The organism is Clostridium sp. OM02-18AC, from assembly GCF_003481825.1.
Lineage (GTDB): Bacteria > Bacillota > Clostridia > Lachnospirales > Lachnospiraceae > Brotaphodocola.
Window position 1 is genome coordinate 35,795 of the sequence record NZ_QULW01000024.1, and the last position, 22,334, is coordinate 58,128.

Sequence of the window (22,334 nt, forward strand, 5' to 3'; positions counted from 1 at the left end):
TTCTGACTACTCAACGGAAATCAGATAATAATAGATCGGCTGACCGCCCTCCTGAAGCTCAATCTCCACATCCGGGCAGCTTGCCTGAAGTTTTTCGATCAGAGCCTCTGCGTCCTCTGCAGTGACATCACTTCCATAGTAAACGGTAACCAGCTCAGAATCCTCATCCAGCATCGCCTTTAAAGTATCCTCGGTAGTCTTCTCCAGATCGGTACCAACTGCCAGCATGCCATGATCACCGATTCCCATGATATCACCCTCGTGGATCTCCATGTCATCGATCACGGTATTGCGTACGGCGTAGGTGATCTGACCGGTCTTCACACGCCCCATCTCCTCTACCATGGTCTCCAGATTTTCTTCCGGAGTCTGGTCCGGGATGAAGTTGATGAGGGCCGTGATTCCCTGCGGAACCGTCTTGGACGGAACCACAATGATCTGCTTGTCCGCAACCAGATATTTTGCCTGTTCTGCAGCCAGAATGATATTCTTGTTATTCGGCAGAATATAAACCGTGTCAGCATTTACATGCTCGATGGCATTCACCATGTCCTCGGTGCTCGGGTTCATGGTCTGACCGCCCTCGATCAGGTAATCTGCACCAATGCCCTTAAAGATCTCGCCCAGACCCTCGCCTACGGATACGGCAATGAAACCATACGGTTTTCTCGGCTCAGCTTTTGCAGTCTCTTTCTGCTCTTCCTCCGCTTTCTGCTCTGCTGCCTTGCGCTCAGCATCCTGAATGACACGCTCCTGGTGCTCTTCGCGCATGTTGTCGATCTTCATGCGGGAAAGGGAACCAAAGGTCAGTGCTTTCTGGATTGCAAGACCCGGATCGTTCGTGTGAACGTGAACCTTTACGATATCATCGTCAGAAACGACTACGATGGAGTCGCCAATGGATTCCAGATATGCCTTGAACTCATGCTCGCTATTTTCGTCGTAATGTTTTTCCAGATTGATGATAAACTCCGTACAATAGCCATACTTAATGTGTGCGGTATCGATATCGGTTGCTGCTGCGCCTTTCGCTTCTGTCTGCACGTTCACAGCTGCCTTTGCGCCCGGAACGGTGATATCGACCTCTTTGCCGCTCAGACCATCAAATGCGCCCTTCAATACTTGCATCAGACCCTGTCCGCCGGAATCTACCACACCAGCCTGCTTCAAGACCGGAAGCATCTCCGGAGTCTGGCTCAGTACATAGTCACCATGCTCGATGACTTTCTCGCCAAATTCCAGAACATCTTCTGTCTCTTCTGCTACTTCCACAGCCTTATCTGCCATGCCCTTGGCCACCGTAAGGATGGTACCCTCTTTCGGCTTCATAACTGCCTTATAGGCCGTCTCTGTTGCATGGACAAATGCCTGGGCCAGTGTTTTTACATCGACTACATCTTTTCCTTTGATCTCTTTGGTAAATCCACGGAACAGCTGGGATAAGATTACACCAGAGTTTCCTCTCGCACCGCGCAGGGAACCGGAGGAAATCGCTTTTGCCAGGGAATCCATGGTCGGCTCCTGTACAGCTGCCACTTCCCTTGCAGCGGACATGATCGTCATGGTCATGTTGGTTCCGGTGTCACCGTCCGGTACCGGAAATACGTTTAACTCGTTGATCCACTCTTTTTTTGCTTCTAATCCCTTTGCTCCGGCTAAAAATGCCTTCTGCATCAGACGGGCGTCAATTACCTTTACACTCACCGTCAGGTCCTCCTTAATCGATAACTCGTACACCTTCTACATAAATGTTGATCTTGTCAACTTCCATGCCGGTGAATTCTTCTACTTTGTATTTTACGCTTGCGATCAGATTGTCAGATACTGCGCAGATGCTGACACCATAAGCCACGATCACATGGAAATCGATGGAAATATGGTTGTCCTTCACCTCTACGGTAATTCCGTGAGTCAGACTCTCACGCTTTAACAACTTAACCAGACCGTCTTTCATGCTGACAGCTGCCATACCAACAATACCAAAACACTCTACCGCCGTCATGCCTGCATACATGGCGATCACATCGGAGCTAATCTGAATCTCGCCCAGTTTGTTGTTGATGCGTCCTTTCATAGAAACCCCTCCATATCTATCTGAATTTATGGTTGCTGTTCACACATACGTGCCCGGCAACATGATTTTTCTGAATGCCCGGATAAAAAAGGGCATGATTTAACTAATTAATCATACCATATATCTTTCCCGCTGTCCATGACGAGTTTTCTCGAAAACAGGAAATCGAACAAATAAAAAATATTTTCTCAAAAAAATGTAAAATTTCACTTGCCAAAACCATGACTTTCTGCTATCATACTTTATGTTGTGGTTCCTTACGGGACCAAGTACCGGTTAAGGAGGTGCAATCATGGCTAAATGTGCAATCTGTGAAAAGGCTGCTCACTTCGGAAATAACGTGAGCCACTCCCATAGAAGATCCAATGCGATCTGGAAAGCAAACGTTAAATCCGTTAAGGTTAAAGTTAATGGAGGAGCTAAGAAGATGTATGTATGTACTTCTTGCTTACGTTCTGGCTTAGTTGAAAGAGCATAATTGGAACTGAATGCTGAGGACATGTCGTTTGACATGTCCTCTTTTTCGTTGTTCATTCTGTCAGCTTTTTCTTTTCACCCTCTTCTGTACATACATCTTCCGAAAACGGTTCTTTTTGTAGTTTTCCTTTGCAATCTAGCAACAGAACAGATAATATCCCAAAGTCAGACACCCGATAATAAAAATCAGCGTCGACAGTGTCTCCGGAATGAACAAAAGAAGCGTCATTCCGATTCCAAAACAAAAAAGCATAAGCCCCAGAACACGCCTCATGGCGGCCTCCTGATAAGATATAGCTGCCGTCTGCACAGCAAATATGGCTGCTGTACACGCATTATGCAAACAGCAACTATGCCTTGCAGACAGTAACCGCTCTTCCTTATCAGTATATGCCAGATTCCATAAGGTATGAACCAGGGCTTATCATATTGTCTTTTACACGAAATTCCGACAGACATTTTCAGACAGCAGGGTTGTTCTCTCCTGATTTTTACTCCGCCTGAACTTCATTTTTATTTTCTTCCTCTTTGGCAGAAGTTTCCTGTGCAGCTGCCATCTCATTGGCAGTCTCCATCGTCTTTTCTGACACCTCCGGTGTTTCCTGTTTTCCACCGACAAATTTATTCACAAAATCCGGAACCATATCCAGAACCTTGGTCACCGCATCCTGCTGTTTGATGTTGACCAGCTTGGTCACACCGTTCTGGATCACAAGGACAGCGCTGGGGCTCATCTTGGCACTCATGCCTCCTCCGCCATTGTGCTTTGCGTTATCCGCAAAAGAACCCGCTGCCATACCGCAGGTCACATCGACTAACGGCAGAATAATGGCATCATCTACTTTTACAGCATCTCCCACCACCGTCTTGGTTGTCACAAACTGATCCATTCCCTTAAACAGGGCTTCTACTGTTGAAACAAATTGATTCTCTGCCATCGTATTGTCCTCCTTTTTGGAATGCGCGCTGTTTCTTTACGCCTCCCGCCATTTTTTAATCCATAAACGGATATTTTTATTCTGAAGCATCCGGAATACAAAAAACAAAAGCGTCGCAAGCCGGATACGTCCTTTCAGTTTCAATTCTCCCTCCAGACAGGTTTCCAGAAAATCCGGTGTCACCTGAACTGTCCGGCCATACAGAGGGTAAAACGGACTGATCCAGGTAAGGACCTGTCCGGTCCTATACGGATCCCCGAAGCCGAACCGAAGTTTTCCTGCCATCTTCCGCGGCAAAACATGCCGGATGATTCCAAAGATCTGTTTCTTTGCCAGGCAAAACGCCGCTTTATTTTCTTCGTCCTGAAGAAAGTTCCAGATGGCATCCCACTGTTGTTTGCCTTGTTTCAACTTTTTCACAAATCTTTGCAGCTTCCTGGGGATGCTGCAAATTCGTTTTTTCCAGCTAATCCAGAAGCGGCGGAATCGTTCCATCAGAATGGACAGACGCGACTTATGCTCTTTTGTTTTCTGTTCGGGCTCCGTTGTTTTCCCAGCATTCTCCGTAGAATATGCTGTTTCGTTTTCTTTTGGGACATCCGGCAAATCCGGTTCTGTTTTCGTCACTTCCGCAGCCTCTACCCGTTCTTTCAATTCCTGCCCGGAATCCTTTTTTTGTTCTTCCGGATTCGTATTCGCAGAAGCCACGTTCTCTTCCAGAGTTTTTTCTGAATTTTCTTCTGGAACTTGTGGGGAGTTTTCTTCCAGCATTTCTCCCGCTGTTTCTTTCTCTGGCTTTTCCCGGCCCGGATGAAACCAAAGGATCCGAAAATCCACATGCAGGTCTCCGTCATAGGAAGCCGTCAACGAAATAAGGTGAAGAAACCAGCTTATGGAAGCCTTCCCCTTCAGGGATTCATGACAGCTTCCCTCTGCCCGGTACCGGACCGGCACAAACAGCACGCTGAAAATGACTGCCAGGACCAGACCCAGTACGATCAGAATCAGAATGCCGATCAGTTTTAAGATTCCCAGTACAATCGCTATCATACATCATTTCCTGTAAAGCGGGCAAAGGATGCCGCCGATACCTCTCCTGTTTTCTGATACAGATCATCTACCATCCTGCGGACTACCTCCAGCGCTTCCCAGTATGTAACGGCAATGCCCAGGATCTTGCGCTCTTTTTTCTTTTCTGCCGGGGTAAGAAGTATCGCAGAAGGATAGATATCACAGAGATTTTCTCCATTTTGCGGGGATGTAATCACATAAACCTCCGGTTGCAGCTTTTCCTCCCGGATTCCCTGGATGATCGCATAGCGATGCCGGCGTGCCTTCTTCCCCACATATAAATGATCGTACCACTGCATAGCATCCCTCCTGCACTGCGCTGTTTCCGCGTCCGCACGATTTGTTTGCACATCTGTGTTCCGAAGAAACAGGCTGTCATTTCCTGTCCGGCGCTAACATATTACCGGTAATTATCCAGAATGGAACGGCGTAACAGATCCAGTCCTTTTACAACCGCCTGTTCCCGGATTTTCTCCCGGTTGCCCTTAAACTGGTATTTCTCGACGCTGACTTTGTCTTTCATGTAGGTCGCAATGTAAACCAGACCAACCGGTTTTTCCTCGGTTCCGCCATCCGGACCTGCCAGACCAGTCACGGCTACACAGGCATCGGAATCGGTTGCAAACACACCACCGGTTGCCATCTCCCGTGCTGTCTGTTCGCTGACTGCACCATATTTTTTGAGCGTGCTCTTGCTGACATCCAGATATTTGCGTTTTGCTTTGTTTGAGTAAGTGATAAAGCCTTCGTTATACACCTCAGATGCGCCCGGCACATTGATGATGCGGCCTGCAAGCAGTCCACCGGTGCAGGATTCTGCTGTCGTCACGGTCAGTTCATACTTTTTCAGTAACTTTACTACTGCCTGCTCCAGCGTCTCTTCTTCCTTGGTTGAGTAAACGCAGTCACCAAAACGGTTTTTGATTTCTTTTACAACCGGTTTTACCAATTTCTTGGCATCTTCCTCATTTACTGCCTTTGCGGTAACGCGGATGTGGACCTCCCCAGTCTTTGCATAGGTTGCAATGGTCGGATTCTTCTGCTTATCGATCAGATCCAGCAGTTTATCTTCTACCTGACTCTCACCGACTCCGCAGATTTTTACCATCTGGGAACGGATCACCTCCGGCTGAAGCTTCTGTAAATACGGATAAACCTGATTCATAAACAGCGGATACAGCTCATTCGGCGGTCCCGGAAGCAGGATCGCAGACTTGCCGTATTTCTCCAGGATCAGACCGGGAGCCGTTCCATTGTCATTGTCCAGGACGATGCATCCGGCCGGAATGATCGCCTGTTTCCAGTTGTTTTCTGAAATCACCTTATAAATATTATTTTTGAAATACTCCTCGATCCGCTCTCTGGTGTGCGGATCCTCCACTAATGGAAATCCCATAACCTCCGCGCAGACCTCTTTAGTCAGGTCATCTTCCGTTGGTCCAAGGCCTCCGGTCAGGATGATGACATCCGAGCGCTTTAACGCAGTCCGGATCACCTCCGCCAGACGGTCATGGTTATCTCCCACCGTCACCTGATGGTACATGGTCAGGCCAAGAAGCGCACATTTTTCTGCCAGAAACTGGGTATTGGTATTTACAATGTTTCCAAGTAAAAGCTCTGTACCGACTGAAATCAGTTCCACTACCATTTAGATTGCCCCCTCTGTAAGCACTTTATGATTCTTTGCAATATAATCAACCAGCGACACGACAGTCAGCACCAGTGCAGCCCAGGTGCAGATCACCGTTAAGAAATACAGGACCGGAAGATTCACGATCATCAAAATGACTGCGATCATCTGGAATGTGGTCTTAAACTTGCCCCAGTAGCTGGCAGCGATCACAATGCCCTGCTCTGCCGCGATCAGGCGGAACCCGCTGATGATAAATTCACGGCTGACGATGATGATGACCATCCACGCCGGAAGCTGTCCCAGTTCAATGAGACAGATCAGTGCAGAGCAGACCAGCAGCTTATCCGCTAACGGATCCATAAATTTTCCAAAGTTCGTAACAAGATTGTACTTGCGGGCAATTTTTCCGTCCAGCATATCGGTCAGACTCGCAACGATAAAAATCGCCGCTGCAAGATTGCGGAGCAAACGCACTTCCCCATGAAAGGCAAGAAGGCTGATCACAAAAAACGGGATCATGATCACCCGCATGACCGTCAGTTTATTCGGCAGATTCATCGTATACCTCCCCGATCAGATCGTAATCGTTGGAACCGGTTACCTTCACCCGGACAAAATCGCCGGACATGAAAAGTTCACCACTGTTAACAAAGATATATCCATCTACATTCGGGGCATCCATGTAGGTTCTTCCCACATAAGCAGCTTCATCGGCCACCTTGCCCTCGATCATGACATCCAGGACACGTCCAACCATAGACTCAGACTTTTCAAAAGCGATCTCCTGCTGCAGTTCCATGATCTCGTCACGGCGCTCCTCTTTCACTTCCTCCGGGATCTGGTCCGGGAAGGTAGCTGCCGGAGTATCCTCTTCCGCAGAATAGGTAAATACACCCAGACGCTCAAACTCCATCTCATCGACAAATCGCATAACCTCTTCATGGTCTTCCTGGGTCTCACCCGGGAAACCAGCGATCATCGTGGTGCGGAGTGCGATATCCGGAACTGCCGCGCGAAGCTTTCCAATGATCTCGCGAAGCTGTGCCTGGTTGGTGCGGCGTCCCATGCGCTTTAAGATGCGGTCGCTCGCATGCTGGATCGGGACATCCAGGTAATGGCAGACCTTTTCTTCGGTGCGGATCGCCTCGATCAGCTCATCGGTGATTTCCTCCGGATAGCAGTACTGAATGCGGATCCAGTAGATGCCCGGAATCTCTGCCAGCTTGTGAAGCAATTCCGGAAGCATTTTCTTTCCATAAAGATCAACACCGTAAAGAGTTGTCTCCTGAGCCACCAGGATCAGTTCCCGTACGCCCTGGTCAGCCAGCTGGTTTGCCTCTTTTAACAGACGTTCCATCGGCACACTGCGATAATTGCCGCGCAGGCTCGGGATGATGCAGTAAGTGCAGTGCTTGTCGCAGCCCTCTGCGATCTTTAAGAACGCATAATATCCGCCAGTCGTAATGACACGCTCGGTCTCAACCTCCGGAAGTGCGTTTAAATCGTGGAAACAGCTTATATGCTCTTCTCCGCCAAGTGCCTGCTTTAATACGTTTGAAATTTCATCGTAAGTAGAAGTACCAAGGATGCCATCCACCTCCGGGATCTCATCGAGAATTTCCTGTTTGTAACGCTGCGCCATGCATCCCGTCACGATCAGTGCCTTGCACTTTCCAGTCTTTTTCAGCTCTGCCATCTCCAGAATGGTATTGACACTCTCTTCCTTCGCATCATTGATGAAGCAGCAGGTATTGACCACAATGATATCTGCCTCGTTTTCATCGTCCGTGAAGGTATGGCCATCCCGGTTTAAAAGACCGAGCATCATCTCGGTATCGACCAGGTTTTTGTCACAGCCAAGGGAAACACATAATATTTTCATAAATTCATAACTCCTGTTTTTATGGAAAAAGCCATCTCCATGTGCGATGAGACGGCTTTCTCCTTTCTTTTTGTGTATTACGCGGCAAAATTCGTTTTCCGTTTTCTGCCATTGTTTCTGCTTTCCGGAGAAAAATGTCTCCAGACAAAATTCTTACTCTTCGGTACTTTCTGCAGCTTCTACTGCCTCTGCCGGTGCAGCTTCTACTGCTTTTACCTCATCTTCATCCTCGTCGTTCTCACCAAGGATCTTTACCTTACCCTCGTAAAGCTCCTGCACAGCGATGGAAAGCGGCTTCTTGCCTGCGGATTTTGCGATCAGCGGCTCAGCGCCTCCGATGATCTGTCTTGCACGCTTGGAAGTTGCCAGCACGATAGAATAACGGCTCTGTACCACTGGCTGCTCGCCCGGCTCAACCTCGCTGTTTACTGCATTGATCAAATCTGTATAAGATGGATGTAACATAATAAAACTCCTTTCTGGGGGATATCTTGTTTTCTTTTAAAATTTTTACCGGATAGAAACGGTAAAACTCTATGATAAAAACAGTTTTCACTGATTAAAACTGCTTTAAATCCTCTTTCATTTCTGCGATGAACTCCTGGTTCTGGGAGGTTTTGTGACGCTGCGCCTGGATCAGCTCATGCATTTCCTTTACGCAAGTTTCCAGATCGTCATTTACCAGAATGTAATCGTAACGGTCCATGTACTCAGCTTCTTCCACGGCACGTTTTAAGCGGTTTTTAATCACCTCTTCGGTCTCAGTTCCGCGACCGCGCAGTCTGTGCTCCAGTTCCGCAGCGCTTGGCGGAGTCACAAACAAAAGCAGAGTGTCCGGGAATTTCTCTTTGACTGCAAGCGCACCCTGGATTTCAATCTCCAAAATAACATTTTTACCGGCTTCCAGCTGCTCCATGACATAGCTCTTCGGGGTTCCGTAGTAGTTTCCCACATAGCAGGCATGTTCGATCAGCGCGTCTTCTGCGATCATCTGCTCAAACTGCTCTTTTGTCTTGAAGAAATACTCTCTGCCGTCCACTTCGCCCTCACGCGGTCCGCGTGTGGTCGCGGAAATGGATAAAGCATACTGGTCTGCATACCCTGAAAGCAGTGCTTTCATCAAAGTTCCTTTTCCTGCTCCCGAAAAGCCGGAAACAACCGCTAAAATTCCCTTACGGCTCATACTCAATCCTCGATTCTTATCTTATTCCATGATGGATGATACCAGATTGTTTCACACTGCATGCTCTCACAATCCTTTTGGTCCTGATATCATTCAATATTCTGAATCTGCTCTCTGACTTTTTCAATCTCTGTCTTTAAGGCGATTGCCTTGTCACAGATTTCCAGATCACTCGATTTGGAAAGTGTGGTATTGGCCTCACGGTTCATCTCCTGGGCGATAAAGTCCAGTTTTCTTCCCACGCTTCCGCCTGCTTCCAGTTCCTTTCTGGTCGCATCAATGTGGCTGTGAAGACGGACCATCTCCTCATCGACACAGATCTTGTCCGCGTAGATGGTAACCTCTGTTGCAATGCGCCCCTCGTCTAGCTGGGTGCTGCCAAGAAGCTCCTTCACCTTGTCTTCCAGTTTCTGGCGGTACTCTGTTAAAATAACCGGAGAACGCTCCTCGATAAAAGCAACAAGGCTGCCCATGTAGTCAAGTTTGCCAAGCAGGTCCGTCTTTAACTTTTCGCCTTCCTGAACACGGGAATCTACAAATTTCTTTGCAGCCTCCTCCACAGCCTCGGAAAGTTCCTGCCAGATCTTGTCCTCATCTTCCGCAACCTGATCCATAACCAGAACCTCCGGCATGCTGGCAAGTCCGGACACGGTGATGTCGTTTTTGATGCCAAACTGCTCTTCCATCTGTTTGAAGCAGTTCATATATTCCGCAGCAAGGGAACTGTTGTACTTTAAGCACATTTTCTCTTCTGTGTAGTCTTCGTAGTTGATAAATACATCCACTTTTCCACGCTGAATGTAAGTCTTCAGCAGATTGCGGATGCCTGCCTCAAAATAGTTGAACTTTTTCGGCAGCTTGATGCTTAAGTCAAGATAACGGTGGTTGACTGCCTTGATCTCTACGGAGATTTTATATTCCGCGGTAACGATCTCGCAGCGACCAAATCCGGTCATGCTTTTTATCATGATGTGGTCTGCTCCTTTGCCATAGATAACTTACATTATAATTCAAATGGAAAAACAAGTCAACGGCTTCGCATTTCAAATTCGGAAATTCGTTTTGACATCCTTTTGACCGCATGGAACATCAAAAAATGCCTTCAAGCCAGATATCTGTTCCATATCTGGTCAGAAGACATTTTTCTTTTTTCCTGTTATGCTGCCAGGTTCAAAAACCTTTTTCCTATGATACTGATACCGGAATCTCTCAAAACGCATCGGTATCTTTCTGTTTCCGTTTCGGATTTGCCGGGAACCATCCTTTCTTCACCCGCTCCTCCTGCTCGAAAAGCTCCTTAATACTCCAGAGAAACGTCACGCCAAGTACTGCCACAATACTTCCTGCTGCTGTATTTGCAATCCGCAGGGAAAGTACCAGAAAAAAGATTCCAAGTATCAGAAAAACCGGCCATACCCGCTTACTGAAATAATATTCCGTCTTCACGACAACTCCGTGAAACGCTCCAATGATCAGAAATGTAAAAATTCCAACGAGCAATCCTCCGATATGCATGCTGACTTCCTCTTTCTTCCTAGTAATTGATTCATCTTACTAAAACAAAAATCCTATTTAGAATACCATACATCATTCCTGTTTTCCAGATAAATTTTGTTCCAACCAGTCTTTTCCGTACAGCAGTCTGGTAACCACCATGGAAGCTGCTGTATCTCCACTGGAGTTTACCAGTGTGGTTGCCGCATCGCACAGCTGTGACAGCATGATACAGATCGGTAACCCTTCTACCAGAAATCCAAACAGGGAAATGATCATGGTTTCCGCAATGGCTCCGCCTCCCGGTACGGAAGACATGGCTACGGAACTGCATACTGCCACAAAAAATGCAAATGCAATATCTGAAATTCCATTCAGTGGACGGTTAAACACATAGCACATTACCGTAATTTTGAAAATACTGCTCATGCAGGAACCATCCATATGGCAGGTTGCCCCCATCGGGATCACAACCGAGCTGACTTCCCGCGGAACTCCGATCCGGTCGCATGCCTCCATCTGCCCCGGAATCGCTGCTGCAGAACTTCTGGTTCCCAGTGCAGTTAAAGCCGGAGTCAGAATGTTTTTAAAATACGCTTTTCCCCCCTTCGTTCCACCTGCAAAAAACGTATACAGCGTAAAGAACACCAGCATATACAAAAACAACGTCGGGTAATACATGATGATCGCATGGAAATAGGTTCCCATAAGAGAAGATCCATAGGTACCGGTTAAATCTGCAAAATACGCAGCCAAACCAATCGGAGCTGCTTTCATCAGAATGCCGATCATTTTGTAAAATACGGATGCAATCTTAGTAAGACCTTCCGCAATTGGCTTTCCCTCATCCCCCATTGCGGAAACCGTACTTCCAGGAAATACCGCAAAGATGATCAGCGGGAGCACATGACTTCTGGAGAGAAGATCCGGAAAGTCGCTTACGGTAAACATTCCAACGATATGATCTCCAAAATTGATTTCTGACATGGCAGCATCACTGCTGTTTCCCAGAACGCAAGTGCAATCTCAAGAATGGTCTTTTTCTGTTCTTCCAGAAGCGGAATTGCTTTTTGAAGCCGCATTTGTTTCACATAATCAGACAGCCGGAAGCCGAACCATTGCCGAAACTGTCCGCTGAGATATGTTTTGTTATATCCCACATGTGCAGCCAGCTGGGTCAACGAAATGTTTTCCGTCAGATGTTCCCGGATATAGGCATCGATCTGGGGCATATACTGATTCCTGTTTCCGCCTCCCACATCTGCTGCTTTTTCTGTTTCCAGCCGTCCGTGTCGCTCCAAAAGATCAACAAATAAAAGGCACGCCAGGGATTCTGCCATTTTATACCGGACAGGAGTTTGTTTTTTGAAACATTCATAGATGTCCACGATCCACTCCCGGTACCTCATAAGGCAGTCTGATGTTTCTGCCGGTATATAAATAGCCTGCGTTTCTGATGTACCGTAAACGCCCCACTCCGTAAGCACTCTGGGATGAAGTTTCAGACTGAGCGTCCGGTTTTCCGCTTCCCTGGAAATGATAGAATGTCCGCAATTGGAAGGAAAAAAGAGCATGTCACCAGCCTTTAAATGGTATGATTTCTGACTGGCAAAATATTCCAGTTCACCGGAAAGAACCGCCATAAGTTCCAATTCTTCATGCCACAGATAACGATAAGAACTGCCTTTTATTACGCTGAGCTGTATACGTGTCTGCCCATTCGTTTCATATTTGAAATCGTATTTTTCCATTATCCTTCCTCCATACTCACAAATATATCATAAATCCAGATTTTTATATTTTTCGGATCTTTTCTTTCATTTTTTCGATTATATCATGCTGCCTGAAATACCTCAATTTGTAATTTTTCACCCCACTTCCACGTTCTTGTAAAGCTGGTGTTCCCGCATGCGTGCCCAGAAATTTGGGGTTCTGAATTGAAAATCTCTGTCTTTGAACGCTAACTTGTAAATTTCGTTTTCTTCCTGTATAATTGGAAGAATCGTAACTGCCCCTGTTTTCGGCACGGGGCAAGTTCCATTTTATATGGAAAGGAGTTTTATATTTAATATGGCATTTGATGGAATCGTAATCGCGAACCTGGTTCATGATATCCGCAACAAACTGGAGGGCGGCAAGATCAACAAGATCGCCCAGCCGGAAAAAGATGAGCTTTTGTTCACGGTAAAAAATAATAAGGAAACCCTGCGTCTCTCCATTTCCGCCAGCGCAAGTCTGCCGCTGGTCTATTTTACAGAGACGAACAAACCAAGTCCCCTGACCGCACCGAACTTCTGCATGCTGCTGCGCAAGCACATCGGAACCGGCCGCATCGTTGAGGTCTCCCAGCCGGGACTGGAGCGTATCATCGAATTGAAGATTGAGCACTTAGATGAGCTTGGCGACCTTCAGCGAAAACGCCTCATCGTGGAACTGATGGGCAAGCACAGCAATATCATCTTCTGCAAGGAAGACGGCACGATCTTAGACAGTATCAAACACGTTTCTGCACAGGTCAGCTCTGTGCGCGAGGTACTGCCAGGCCGGATGTATTTCATCCCGCACACCACAGACAAGGAAGACCCGCTTACCATTTCGGAGGAGAACTTTGTCCGTGTGATCGGTTCCACCCCGGCTCCGGTGCAGAAAGCCTTGTACCAGAAGCTCACCGGCATCAGCCCGATCATCGGCACGGAGATCTGCCACATGGCTTCTGTGGACGGTGACCGCTCTGCTAACGAACTGACTCCGGCAGAACTGACCCATTTGTACCACATGTTCACACTGCTGATGGACGATGTCAAAACCGGAACTTTCACACCGAACATCATCTACCGCGGCGAGGAACCGGTCGAATTTGCCTCTGTCCCGCTGACCTGCTATGAATCCGGCGATTACCAGGAAAAGAAGTTTGACTCGATCAGCCATCTGTTAGACTGCTACTATTCCGAGAAAAACGCCGTTACCCGCATCCGCCAGAAATCGGTCGATCTCCGTAAGATCGTCCAGACTGCCTTAGAGCGGAACTACAAGAAATATGACCTGCAGGAAAAGCAGTTAAAGGATACGGAAAAGCGTGACAAATATAAGGTATACGGCGAACTGTTAAACACCTACGGATACGAGTTAAAAGGCGGGGAAAAAGAACTGAAATGCCTGAATTATTACACCAATGAGGAAGTCAAAATTCCGTTGGACCCGCAGCTTTCCGCCCAGGAGAACTCCCAGAAATTCTTCGCCAAGTACAATAAATTAAAACGTACTTACGAAGCGTTAAGCGACCTGACTTTGGAAACAAAACAGGAAATCGATCACCTGGAATCCATCAGCACGGCTCTGGATATCGCATTGAAAGAAGACGATCTGGTGCAGATCAAGGAAGAGCTGATGGAATTTGGCTTTGTGAAAAAGCGCCCGTACGGAGCGAAAAAGCCGAAGATCACCAGCCGCCCGTACCACTACCGCTCCACCGACGGCTTCGATATTTATGTTGGAAAAAACAACTACCAGAATGAGGAAGTTACCTTCAAGATTGCAAACGGCAACGACTGGTGGTTTCACGCCAAAGGCATTCCGGGATCCCATGTTGTGGTCCGCACCGAAGGAAAAGAGCTGCCGGACCGCACCTTTGAAGAAGCTGCTGCACTGGCTGCCTGGTACTCCAAAGGCCGGGACAACGATAAGGTCGAGATCGACTATATCCAACGAAAACACGTGAAAAAAGCCGCCGGAGGCGCTCCTGGATTTGTCATTTATCATACCAATTACTCCCTGATGGCAGAGCCGAAGCTGGTGCTGCCAGAAGTGACCGGATAAAAACAGTTGCATAAAAGATGATTGCTACGCAAAAAGCCGTCCAGGTTTCGAACCCTCGGACGGCTTTTCTTGATTACATTTCGCATTCCTCAATGATACATTCATGAACTTTTGTTTTTCTGCTGTAATTGATACCAACCAGCAGTACATTTCCTCTGTATTCTTCTAAACTCCTGCAATATTCTTTCTTTTTGATCTGGGCGATCGCACCAGCCGCATCTTTATCCCACTTCAATTCCACCACCATTGCCGGTTTTTCCGGAAATTTTTTTCTTGGCACAAACACAAGATCTGCAAACCCTTTTCCACCTGCAAACTCTCTGTAAGTGACATAAAAATTTCTCGCCGCATACAGGGCAAGTGAAATCGTGTAACTCAGTGCATTTTCATCATTGTACTGAATATGTGATGTCTCAAAATGAGCCTGACTGATTGCCTCTGCCACCTGCTTTGGTCTCTTTTGCCAGATGGCTTCCAGCGTATCTGCCGAATTTTTTAACGACTTGGATACTTCACCCCATGCCGACGCGGATACACTGTTCACATACTCTGCCCGCACCTCTTCATTTGGAATTTTGACTGTCCTGCTGTCATAATCATAAGAAACATATCCCAAATGAATCAAAAGTGTCAGGACATCGTCCTCCGAATGAAAAGTTGACATATCATTCGAGAAATTTCCTATATTGACGGGAACCGCATTTCCAGCGATCATGCTTAACACATCATCCTTCAATCCTTCGAAGTTCATGTCAATATAGATTCTCAGTGCTTCGAACGTTTCCGTCTGATTCCAGTAATTTCCTATTTTTCGAAAGCGCATAGCACTTACAACAGAGCGTGGACTGTAAATCGAAATGTTTTTTTCAAAAGAATAGCCATCATACCAGCATTTTATTTCTGCCATGTCCATCTGAAACTGTTTGCAAAGCTTTTTCACTTCATCTTCTGTAAAGCCAACATACTTTGCCAACGGTCCCGGATTGATCATGGAAAATTCATCAAACATATTTAACGCCGAATGCGTTCCGTACTTCTTGATCGGAAGGATTCCTGTCATATACGCAAGATGAATATAAGCTTTATCTTTTAAGAAATCTCTTAAGAAATCGAGATACTTTTCCTGTGCTTTTTTATCTTCCTTGTACTCCCGGAAAATACAGTCCCATTCATCCAGAATCACGATAAAAGCCTGTTTTTTCTGGGAATACACATCCTGCATGCATTCGATCATGTCTGTATCGTCAAAATAGTCCACATCCGGGTATTCCTGCTTCAGATCACGGATAACCAGCTTACTGAAGCGCTCGGTCAGTTCATGAATGCTGTGGCTTCTGCTTAAAATTTCCTGCATGTTAACCGAAATCGTATTGTACTGATTCAGATGTTTTTTGAATCCAGGATCTTTTGCAATCTCAAATTGTGAAAACAGTTTCTCCGCGTCGCATCCACGGCTATAGTATGCCGTCAGCATATTTGCCGCAGTGGATTTTCCAAAACGTCGCGGACGGCTGATGCAAATATATTTCTGCATCGTATGCAAAACAGAATTGGTGTAAGCCAGTAACCCTGTCTTATCAACGTAAATATCCGAATTCACAGCTTCTTCAAATTTGCTGCTGTCTGGATTCAAATAATTTCCCATCTGCGTCCTCCTGATTTCTGCTTCATTATCTCCATTATACTTCATTTTCTATTTTTCCGAAATGCCAATCTGCCCCTCATTGCATTTTTTATAAAAATCAGTATAATACAAAACGAAGAAACATGTAACTGTTTACGGATATACCAGAAACAGTTGCCAAAATCAATTTACGAGGTGATCCGCACCACATGAAAACAGGAAATTCTTTGTCCCCAAGACGGCAAAAGCTGCTGGCTGACACCATCCGGGAGCTTGCGCACGAGGGAAGATTTTATGAAGAAAAAGAAGCCATGCAGCATGGCTGCACGACCATCTACCAGCACAGCATTCACGTTGCGTATGTCAGCCTCTTCCTCATGGAAAAATGGCACATTCCGCTGGATGAAGTTTCCCTCGTAAAGGGCGCTCTGCTGCATGATTATTTTTTGTACGACTGGCACGAAAACGATGCATCGCACCGTCTCCACGGCTTTCATCATCCGAACACAGCGCTGCGAAATGCGCTTCGTGACTACAAGCTCAATAAGCGGGAGGAAAACATGATTGCACGCCACATGTTTCCGCTTACTCCCATTCCCCCAGGATGCAGGGAAGCCTGGCTGGTCTGCCTGGCAGACAAATGGTGCGCTATGAAAGAAACCCTGCGCCCGGCTTTCCACAAACTGCTTCGCTGATCGCAAAGTCAAAGCCCCATCTTTTTCATTTCTCAAAAGATGGGGCTTTCGTACGTCAATATTCCAGATAAGCACCTTTCATCGGGCTTGCCGCATGCTCGCTGAACAGACGCAAAACACCCTTTTTGTATTTCCGTTCTCTCGGTTTCCAGTTTGCCCGGCGTTTTGCAAGGATTGCATCGATTTCTTCCATCGATTTTCGTTCTCCTGCAACACCGATGATGTTCAGCTTCCGTTCCATCACATCAATTTCGATCAGATCTCCCTCTTCTACCAACGCGATAGGACCTCCATCTACAGCCTCCGGACTGCAATGTCCGATCACCGGTCCGGTCGATGCGCCGGAAAAACGACCGTCCGTGATCAGGGCAATGCTCCTGCCAAGCTCCGGATCACTGCTGATTGCCTCCGATGTATAAAACATCTCCGGCATTCCGCTTCCTTTTGGTCCCTCATAACGAATAAACACCGCATCTCCTTTTTGCACTTTGTGCTTCAATACCGCATCCAGGCATTCTTCTTCACTGTCAAACGGTCTTGCACGAAGTACCGAACGAAACATTTCTTTCGGACATGCCGTATGCTTGATGACTGCGCCTTCCGGTGCAAGATTGCCGCGAAGTACGGCAATGCTTCCGTCGGTTCCGATCGCATGCTCATACGGACGGATGATATCTTCTTTTTTCAGTTCTGTATGATAGCGCTCGTTAAATTTCTGAAGCCACTTCGCACACGTCTCGTAAAAACCATTGTGTTTCAGTTCTTCCAGATTCTCTCCCAGTGTCTTTCCAGTAACGGTCCTTGCATCCAGATGCAGATGTTCTTTGATTTCTTCCATAATAGCCGGAACTCCGCCTGCATAGTAAAAGCATTCTGCCGGCCAGTGTCCTGCCGGACGGATATCCAGAAGATATCTCGCATTTCGGTGCAGCCGGTCAAAGGTTTCTCCCGTAATTTCAAAACCAAGTTCGTGCGCAATGGCAGGAATATGGAGTAGGCAGTTGGTACTTCCGGAAATCGCGGCATGCACAAGGATCGCATTTTCAAAACTGTCCATGGTCACAAGATCCGACGGGCGCATATGCTCCATCTTCGCAAGTCTTACAGCCTGGCGTCCTGCTTCTCTTGCGAAAGAAAGCAGATCCGGACTGGTGGAAGGCATAAGTGCAGTGCCCGGAAGCGCTAGCCCCAATGCCTCTGCCATGATCTGCATGGAAGAAGCGGTCCCGATAAAGGAGCAGGCTCCGCAGCTCGGACAGGCATTGCATTTTGCCCAGTCGAGCGTTGCTTCATCGATTTCACCACGTTCGTATTTTGCGCTGTACATGCCAAGCTGCTCCAGGGTCAGCATATCCGGACCAGCACTCATGGTTCCGCCCGGCACAAATACGGACGGAATATTCACTCTGGCAAGTCCGATCAGATTTCCAGGTACACCCTTGTCACAGCTGGAAAGATATACCGCCCCGTCAAACGGCGTGGCATTGGCATGAATCTCAATCATATTTGCGATCATTTCACGGCTGGCAAGACTGTAATTGATGCCATCCGTACCCTGGCTTTCTCCATCGCAGATATCCGTACAATAATAGCGGGCTCCAAATCCACCTTCCTCTGCAATCCCTTTTCGCACCTCCTCCACAAGCTGGTTTAAATGTCCGCTGCCCGGGTGACTGTCTCCGTAGGTGCTTTCAACCATGATCTGAACTTTGCCGAGATCTTCTTTTTTCCATCCTGTCCCAATCCGAAGCGGGTCCAATTCCGGTGCAAGCTTTCTCATTTCCTGACTGATTAGTTTCATATTGTTCCTCCCGTTTATTCAAAATACATCAGACCTATTTATTTATATTGATTCCATAATACTCATTTTGTTCTTATCTCTTTCAAAATCATCTGATGTTTTTATCATATACGCTGAACTTCAATTATGCAATCCGTAATTATATCCAAAGTTTCGTTCTTGTTTTCGTGCACAATAACATTTTGACATGGAATTAAAAAAAAGATATCATAAATAAGATTAGAAATCGCAGCAACGAAAAGATCAGAAATGGAGTAATCATATGACGAATCTCGAAGAAAAAAATCTTCCGCAAAAAATATCTGAAGATATCATTTCACTGATTCTGGAGGAAAACCTACAGCCTGGAGATAAACTTCCTAATGAGACGGTTCTTTCTAACCGTCTGAATGCAGGGCGAAGTTCCATCCGTGAAGCCATGAAACTGCTTGCCTCCCGAAATATTGTTACGATTCGCCAGGGATCCGGTACCTACATTGCAACTTCTCCCGGAATGGTAGAGGATCCGCTTGGTTTTCTCTTTATCGGAGACAAAAAGAAGCTGATCCACGACCTGTTGGAAGTCCGCTTTCTCTTAGAACCTTCCATTGCAGCCATGGCAGCCGCGCATGCAGATGACACTGACATTACAAAGATCAACCGGCTGTGCGATGAGGTGGAGGACCTGTTGACAGCACAGAAGGACCACACGCAAAAGGATATCGAGTTTCACACTGCCATCGCACTCAGCAGCAAAAATTTAGTTGTGCCAAGACTCATTCCCGTAATCAACAGTTCCATCCCTCTTTTTGTAAAAACAACCGAAAATTCTCTCTATACGGAAACCATAGAAACCCACCGGGAAATCGCCGATGCGATTTCTGCCCACGATCCGCTCCGTGCACAGGATGCCATGTATCTGCATCTGGTCTATAACCGGAAGGCAATCCAGAATCTTTCTTCATAAAAATCTTCTGCCCTGCAGATAAATCGTTTGATGCGGAAAAGTCTCCGTGCCTGGCTTTACGCAAACGGATTCGTTGAAGCCGGAAGCATAGCAGACAGCCCAACCCTTTTGTTCATAAAAAGGATTGGGCTGACTTTATTTCTGATATTTTTCTTCGTTCTTCAGTTTTTTCACAAGCTTCCCATATACATGCTCTACAAACCAGGGCTCTGTGGATTTTTTCAGAGCTTCTCCTGGTGTAAACCATGCCACACCACTGTTCTCATCCGCCTTTACCGAAACAGCTTCTTCAGAATCTGCTTCCAGCAGATAGGTTACATTCAGGTGCAGATGGCTGGATACATAACGTCCCTTTTTTACGTGTCCGTCTACCGTAAGGGACTCCAGGGAAAAGATTTCATCGGACACAGGGCGGACATTCGTGATTCCGGCTTCTTCCTTCACTTCCCGGACTGCAACGGCAAGCAGATCTGTCTCGCCATCTGCATGCCCGCCCAACCAGGACCAGGAGTTGTAAATATTGTGGTATATCATCAGGACCTTACTCCGTTCTTTGTTCACCACCCAAGCCGAAGCCGTCATGTGCGCCACCGTGTTTTCCCTTGAGAATGCATTTTCCTGTGTTTCAATCCAATTCAATATGAGCGCCTTATCCATCTCTTCCTGCTCATTGAAGGGTTGATATTTCTTTATTTTGCTAATCAATTCCTTTCGATCCATTCTTCAAACCCCTCCTCTACCATTCCAGTTTCAACTGCCGGTCAATCCAGCTTCTTTGTTCTGCCTCATGAATCACATCTCCCGGCATCGCATGTCCGATCAGAAACGGGGAGTTCGGATCATGTTTTTTCCTGTTTTCCCGTACCAGTGCCAGATTGGAATTGGCATAACAGTAACGGCACAGATGTGCACAGGTATCATAAGCTCCAATATCCGCGGTGAGCATGCATCCGCAGTTCCGGTTTTTCAGGTTCTGATATTTCTTCGGCACATCCAGACTGGCATGCAACGCCGTCTCAAAGGTCTGGATCGTCATACAGCCCGAACAGTCAGCCCCATACGTTGTCAGTTCCGTTCCCTCAGCACAGGGTCTGACCGTCATTCCGTACTGCGCCGCAATCCGGATCAGTTCTTTTCCGATCGCGATCCGGTCTTTTTGGGGGACATTCCTGGCTTCCGGGAAATTCCGCTCTACTTTCCGGTAAAGATCAAGGAAGCTGATTACACAGGTTTTTGTGTAACCAGCCAGTGTCCTTGCCATCTTTTCGAATTCAGAGATATGCCATGCCACCGTGTGTTCCTCATCGAGAAAAACAGGATCGTACCGCCAGCCGATGCTGTCCACGCTCACGCATTCTGACAGTCGTTTGAAATCTTCCATCACGGCCTCTTTGCACGGTACATGCGGTTCGATGTCAGTTCCATAAGCCGTGATCGTTACAAACCAGTATTGCCCATATGGTTTTAATGCATCCATGTGCGGCAGCATCGGCGCCGGATTCTTTGTGCAGAACGCGATCAGATCGACCACATCCGGCGACAGGCTGTATCTTGTCACCTGGTTCTCGTTGTATGGGTTTCGTACCAGAACATATCCAGCGTTTAACCGGTTGAGAAACCATTCGCTGTAAAATGCCGGAATGTCTGTTCTCATTCCAGTTTGTATAATCATAAGATGCCTCACAATTTCTCATATTTTTCAATCAGGCACTGATGCGTTTTTGTTTTCCTGTCATAGTTGACCGCCACAAAAAGGATTTCACCCGTATAAGCCTTAATAGAATCCGGATAACGTTTGTCCCGAATCTGCTGCATCGCACTCAGATATGCAATCGTAAGTACACTACTCAGCGAATTTTCATTGTGATACTGGATCACTGAAGCATATTCCATGTGGATTTTTTCGATCTGTGCTGCCACAGTTTCTGCATCCATGTCCAATGTTGCATCCAACAGCATACTCGATTCTCTTTGAAAATCTAAAAATTCATTCCACGTTTTCCGCTTCGTTGCCCGAATCAGTTCCTGGCGTATTTCTTCATTTGGTACAAAAGCTCTCTCCGTATTCGTATCATAAGCCAGATATCCCAGATGAATCAGATAAGTCAGCACATCATCTTTATTGGCAAAGTTCACCGCATCATTCTGGAACGTTCCAGTCTGAACCTCCACAGAACTTCCTGCAATCATTTCGATCTATAAACCTGCTCATTTCCGAGCAAATATCCATCGTACCAAAGCTTTACCTTTTCAAAATCTGGATCTTTGCTAATAGTCAGATCTGTAAACATTTCTTTTGAGTCACAACCACAACTATAATACGCAGTTAACATATTTGCAGTAATAGACTTGCCAAAGCGGCGCGGGCGGCTGTTGCAGATGTATCCCTGTAAGGTATTCATTACTTTATTGGTAAATTTTAATAAGTCTGTCTTATCTACATAAATTTCTGAATTTAATGCTACCTGAAATGCCCCATTTCCAGGATTTACAAAAGTCCCCATCAATCAGCACCTACAAAGACCAGATTTTTCGTAGCTGCTATGGTAACGTTTTCCCATTGCCTTGGGCGAACTTTCTGCTTTCAGTATACCAAAAATCCGCGCAACTTGAAACCTCAAAAATACTCATGGAATATAAACCTAAAATGAAAATTTAAATTCCACTTCTCCAAAGGGCGGTGGAGTTTACTCTTGCACA

24 protein-coding genes are annotated in these 22,334 nt (G+C 46.6%); 4 read left to right on the forward strand and 20 right to left on the reverse strand.

Going from position 1 to position 22,334, the window contains the following annotated elements:
- Positions 1 to 6: 6 nt before the first annotated feature.
- Together DXB18_RS14565 and DXB18_RS14570 are read right to left on the reverse strand one after the other, a co-directional pair.
- Positions 7 to 1,704: a DAK2 domain-containing protein gene (locus DXB18_RS14565; protein WP_118540857.1), complete on the reverse strand. Its 1,698-nt coding sequence runs from the start codon at positions 1,702 to 1,704 to the stop codon at positions 7 to 9.
- A gap of 13 nt (positions 1,705 to 1,717) precedes the next feature.
- Positions 1,718 to 2,074, reverse strand: coding sequence for an Asp23/Gls24 family envelope stress response protein (locus tag DXB18_RS14570; protein WP_118540859.1), 357 nt, complete (start codon positions 2,072 to 2,074; stop codon positions 1,718 to 1,720).
- Between the two features lie 292 nt (positions 2,075 to 2,366).
- On the opposite strand from DXB18_RS14570, the gene rpmB reads away from it, so the two are divergent.
- On the forward strand, positions 2,367 to 2,552 hold the full coding sequence (rpmB, locus tag DXB18_RS14575; protein ID WP_118533668.1) for a 50S ribosomal protein L28: 186 nt from the start codon (positions 2,367 to 2,369) through the stop codon (positions 2,550 to 2,552).
- A 490-nt stretch (positions 2,553 to 3,042) separates the two neighbouring features.
- Here the strand turns inward: rpmB and DXB18_RS14580 are convergent, their stop codons facing one another.
- The 12 genes from DXB18_RS14580 to DXB18_RS14635 all read right to left on the reverse strand — a co-directional run bounded on the left by DXB18_RS14580 (position 3,043) and on the right by DXB18_RS14635 (position 12,503).
- Positions 3,043 to 3,489 (reverse strand): GerW family sporulation protein, encoded by a 447-nt coding sequence (locus tag DXB18_RS14580; protein ID WP_118708629.1) that lies wholly within the window; start codon positions 3,487 to 3,489, stop codon positions 3,043 to 3,045.
- A gap of 36 nt (positions 3,490 to 3,525) precedes the next feature.
- Entirely contained in the window at positions 3,526 to 4,539 is a 1,014-nt protein-coding gene (locus DXB18_RS14585) for a DUF2953 domain-containing protein (protein WP_118708631.1), read from the reverse strand.
- Positions 4,536 to 4,859: a hypothetical protein gene (locus DXB18_RS14590; protein WP_182430603.1), complete on the reverse strand. Its 324-nt coding sequence runs from the start codon at positions 4,857 to 4,859 to the stop codon at positions 4,536 to 4,538. Before DXB18_RS14590 ends, DXB18_RS14585 begins: the two co-directional genes overlap by 4 nt.
- A gap of 101 nt (positions 4,860 to 4,960) precedes the next feature.
- Positions 4,961 to 6,208, reverse strand: a complete 1,248-nt coding sequence (locus DXB18_RS14595) for a competence/damage-inducible protein A (protein WP_118708633.1) — start codon at positions 6,206 to 6,208, stop codon at positions 4,961 to 4,963.
- Positions 6,209 to 6,751, reverse strand: a complete 543-nt coding sequence (gene pgsA / locus DXB18_RS14600; protein ID WP_118708635.1) for a CDP-diacylglycerol--glycerol-3-phosphate 3-phosphatidyltransferase — start codon at positions 6,749 to 6,751, stop codon at positions 6,209 to 6,211.
- Positions 6,735 to 8,075 carry a 30S ribosomal protein S12 methylthiotransferase RimO gene (gene rimO, locus DXB18_RS14605; RefSeq protein ID WP_118708637.1) on the reverse strand — a complete coding sequence of 447 codons (1,341 nt, stop codon included), beginning with the start codon at positions 8,073 to 8,075 and terminating at the stop codon, positions 6,735 to 6,737. The genes pgsA and rimO overlap by 17 nt, the downstream gene beginning before the upstream one ends.
- A gap of 153 nt (positions 8,076 to 8,228) precedes the next feature.
- Positions 8,229 to 8,540: a DNA-directed RNA polymerase subunit omega gene (gene rpoZ, locus DXB18_RS14610; RefSeq protein WP_118540871.1), complete on the reverse strand. Its 312-nt coding sequence runs from the start codon at positions 8,538 to 8,540 to the stop codon at positions 8,229 to 8,231.
- A 94-nt stretch (positions 8,541 to 8,634) separates the two neighbouring features.
- Positions 8,635 to 9,258, reverse strand: coding sequence for a guanylate kinase (gmk, locus tag DXB18_RS14615; RefSeq protein ID WP_118540873.1), 624 nt, complete (start codon positions 9,256 to 9,258; stop codon positions 8,635 to 8,637).
- Positions 9,259 to 9,347: 89 nt separating this feature from the next.
- The gene (locus DXB18_RS14620; RefSeq protein WP_118708639.1) at positions 9,348 to 10,226 is read right to left on the reverse strand and encodes a YicC/YloC family endoribonuclease; all 879 of its coding nucleotides are present in this window, start codon (positions 10,224 to 10,226) and stop codon (positions 9,348 to 9,350) included.
- A gap of 241 nt (positions 10,227 to 10,467) precedes the next feature.
- A complete protein-coding gene (locus tag DXB18_RS14625; RefSeq protein ID WP_118540877.1) occupies positions 10,468 to 10,773 on the reverse strand; it encodes a DUF4491 family protein in 306 nt (101 codons plus the stop codon).
- A 72-nt stretch (positions 10,774 to 10,845) separates the two neighbouring features.
- Positions 10,846 to 11,739 carry a cation:dicarboxylase symporter family transporter gene (locus DXB18_RS14630; RefSeq protein ID WP_118708641.1) on the reverse strand — a complete coding sequence of 298 codons (894 nt, stop codon included), beginning with the start codon at positions 11,737 to 11,739 and terminating at the stop codon, positions 10,846 to 10,848.
- On the reverse strand, positions 11,691 to 12,503 hold the full coding sequence (locus DXB18_RS14635; protein WP_118708643.1) for an AraC family transcriptional regulator: 813 nt from the start codon (positions 12,501 to 12,503) through the stop codon (positions 11,691 to 11,693). The genes DXB18_RS14630 and DXB18_RS14635 overlap by 49 nt, the downstream gene beginning before the upstream one ends.
- 319 nt (positions 12,504 to 12,822) lie before the next feature.
- On the opposite strand from DXB18_RS14635, the gene DXB18_RS14640 reads away from it, so the two are divergent.
- Positions 12,823 to 14,568, forward strand: a complete 1,746-nt coding sequence (locus tag DXB18_RS14640; RefSeq protein ID WP_118708645.1) for an NFACT RNA binding domain-containing protein — start codon at positions 12,823 to 12,825, stop codon at positions 14,566 to 14,568.
- 73 nt (positions 14,569 to 14,641) lie between these two features.
- Here DXB18_RS14640 and DXB18_RS14645 read toward each other — a convergent pair whose 3' ends face one another.
- Positions 14,642 to 16,213: an AAA family ATPase gene (locus DXB18_RS14645; RefSeq protein ID WP_118540886.1), complete on the reverse strand. Its 1,572-nt coding sequence runs from the start codon at positions 16,211 to 16,213 to the stop codon at positions 14,642 to 14,644.
- Between the two features lie 188 nt (positions 16,214 to 16,401).
- On the opposite strand from DXB18_RS14645, the gene DXB18_RS14650 reads away from it, so the two are divergent.
- Complete coding sequence (locus tag DXB18_RS14650) at positions 16,402 to 16,887, forward strand: HD domain-containing protein (protein ID WP_118708647.1); 486 nt, start codon at positions 16,402 to 16,404, stop codon at positions 16,885 to 16,887.
- Positions 16,888 to 16,942: 55 nt separating this feature from the next.
- Here the strand turns inward: DXB18_RS14650 and ilvD are convergent, their stop codons facing one another.
- Positions 16,943 to 18,688 carry a dihydroxy-acid dehydratase gene (gene ilvD / locus DXB18_RS14655; protein WP_118708649.1) on the reverse strand — a complete coding sequence of 582 codons (1,746 nt, stop codon included), beginning with the start codon at positions 18,686 to 18,688 and terminating at the stop codon, positions 16,943 to 16,945.
- A 262-nt stretch (positions 18,689 to 18,950) separates the two neighbouring features.
- Here ilvD and DXB18_RS14660 point away from each other — a divergent pair, with 262 nt between their 5' ends.
- Complete coding sequence (locus DXB18_RS14660) at positions 18,951 to 19,634, forward strand: FadR/GntR family transcriptional regulator (RefSeq protein ID WP_118540892.1); 684 nt, start codon at positions 18,951 to 18,953, stop codon at positions 19,632 to 19,634.
- 135 nt (positions 19,635 to 19,769) lie between these two features.
- Here the strand turns inward: DXB18_RS14660 and DXB18_RS14665 are convergent, their stop codons facing one another.
- The 4 genes from DXB18_RS14665 to DXB18_RS16895 are packed head-to-tail and all read right to left on the reverse strand — an operon-like array spanning position 19,770 to position 22,138.
- Positions 19,770 to 20,354 (reverse strand): NUDIX hydrolase, encoded by a 585-nt coding sequence (locus DXB18_RS14665; protein ID WP_118708651.1) that lies wholly within the window; start codon positions 20,352 to 20,354, stop codon positions 19,770 to 19,772.
- Positions 20,355 to 20,370: 16 nt separating this feature from the next.
- Positions 20,371 to 21,306 (reverse strand): DUF1848 domain-containing protein, encoded by a 936-nt coding sequence (locus tag DXB18_RS14670; RefSeq protein WP_118708653.1) that lies wholly within the window; start codon positions 21,304 to 21,306, stop codon positions 20,371 to 20,373.
- 8 nt (positions 21,307 to 21,314) lie between these two features.
- Positions 21,315 to 21,824, reverse strand: coding sequence for a hypothetical protein (locus tag DXB18_RS16890; protein ID WP_347560902.1), 510 nt, complete (start codon positions 21,822 to 21,824; stop codon positions 21,315 to 21,317).
- Positions 21,821 to 22,138, reverse strand: a complete 318-nt coding sequence (locus tag DXB18_RS16895; RefSeq protein ID WP_347560903.1) for an AAA family ATPase — start codon at positions 22,136 to 22,138, stop codon at positions 21,821 to 21,823. The genes DXB18_RS16890 and DXB18_RS16895 overlap by 4 nt, the downstream gene beginning before the upstream one ends.
- Positions 22,139 to 22,334 lie beyond the last annotated feature (196 nt).